General features: G+C 60.6%; 1 protein-coding gene. It reads right to left on the bottom strand.

Going from position 1 to position 1,255, the window contains the following annotated elements; genetic code table 11:
* Positions 1 to 71 precede the first annotated feature (71 nt).
* Positions 72 to 851 carry a hypothetical protein gene (locus tag FVQ81_18585; GenBank protein MBW7998538.1) on the bottom strand — a complete coding sequence of 260 codons (780 nt, stop codon included), beginning with the start codon at positions 849 to 851 and terminating at the stop codon, positions 72 to 74.
* Between the last annotated feature and the right edge of the window lie 404 nt (positions 852 to 1,255).

The raw sequence follows: 1,255 nt of genomic DNA, 5'->3' as shown, positions 1-1,255 counted from the left end.
TGTTCTCGTCTCGGGAGGAAGTGTTTTAGAAGTCCCATGACTGACTCGGGGGCGCGAATAACTGGGCGATGTTAGGCGAGCGGGCGACGCCAGAGGCTGATCTTGCCCCAGAAGTTACTGCCGTTGATGAAGGTGAGCACCGCGTTAATAGGGTCTTTGCTTGCTTGGTACGAGCCGGCGTAGGTTGCGGTGTAGTAGAGCCCTGCGTCGTTGTACTCTGTGTTCCAACCATGGAATTGTTTGCGGGTGTCTGATCGTCCGAGATCAGAGACGATTTCAAAGACGCCGTTGGCGCTCTGATCGTCGCTGTTTCCTATTCCGCCGGCCAACATACAGCTGCCCGTGAAGGTGTTGGAGCCTGGGGTGCCAACGTCGTTCTGCCAGCGGCGCATTCCGCGATAGCCACTGTTTTTCCAGGTATCGCCGTTGTCCAAAGAGATGCGAGCATGGAATTCTCGGTTAAGACCGTCCGTTTTGATGTCGGCCAGAACCCACTGGTGTTGATAGCCGCCCTGGAGATTTAACCAGGCGTGGTTTACAGCGCCAGCGAATGTTTGGGCTTCGACGAGCGCCCATCCACCGACGCCAGGCGTCCAGATTGGATCAGCGCCCGGACCTTGAGTGGTGAGCACATGGCCGGCGGTAGATGGGGCGAGGGCTTGCCAAAGGCCTTGGCCTCGGACGATTAGGCTGCCGTGCGTTCGCGCGAGCAGATCGAGCGCGAGAGAGACCTCGTCACGTTCTCCCACTGACCTCATCTCCGGCGCGTTGGTGAACTCTAAAGGGCCGATGGTGCCGAGCATCGCCATCATTAGAATGTCGCTTGGCTGTTGCGGGAAGCCTTTGGACATCTCGGTTGCGATGTGGACAATGTTGGCGTCGTGATATCGTACGGCGCGGCGAGCATCCGCGAAACGCGCTTGCTGGTGGAGCTGCTTGGCAGAGCCGCCGCGCCCACGCGGGCGCGGCTTGCTCTGTGCGATTAACTGCCCTCCGAATGAGCGGTACTGGATGCTCCCCCGGAAGGCCGCTGGCCTTGGACGGCCTGGCCATACGCGAACGATCGCCACGTCTTAGGTGACAGTGGCCGTGTCGAGCAGGGAGGCGCCGTAGGCGATCCTCCCGTCCGGCTTGAGCCAACGGGTCCAGCCGGCGACCTGGTAAAGACCCACGGGGAGAGCGGCGAGCACGATGGGAACGAACGGAGTGAGTTCTTCGGCCGCGACGGTTGGCATCACGCTCTGGGTTTGCGGGT

This window comes from Candidatus Glassbacteria bacterium, assembly GCA_019456185.1.
Lineage (GTDB): Bacteria > Gemmatimonadota > Glassbacteria > GWA2-58-10 > GWA2-58-10 > JAJRTS01.
The sequence above is the reverse complement of the archived record's forward strand: the minus strand, read 5'-3'. Positions and strand labels throughout refer to the sequence as shown.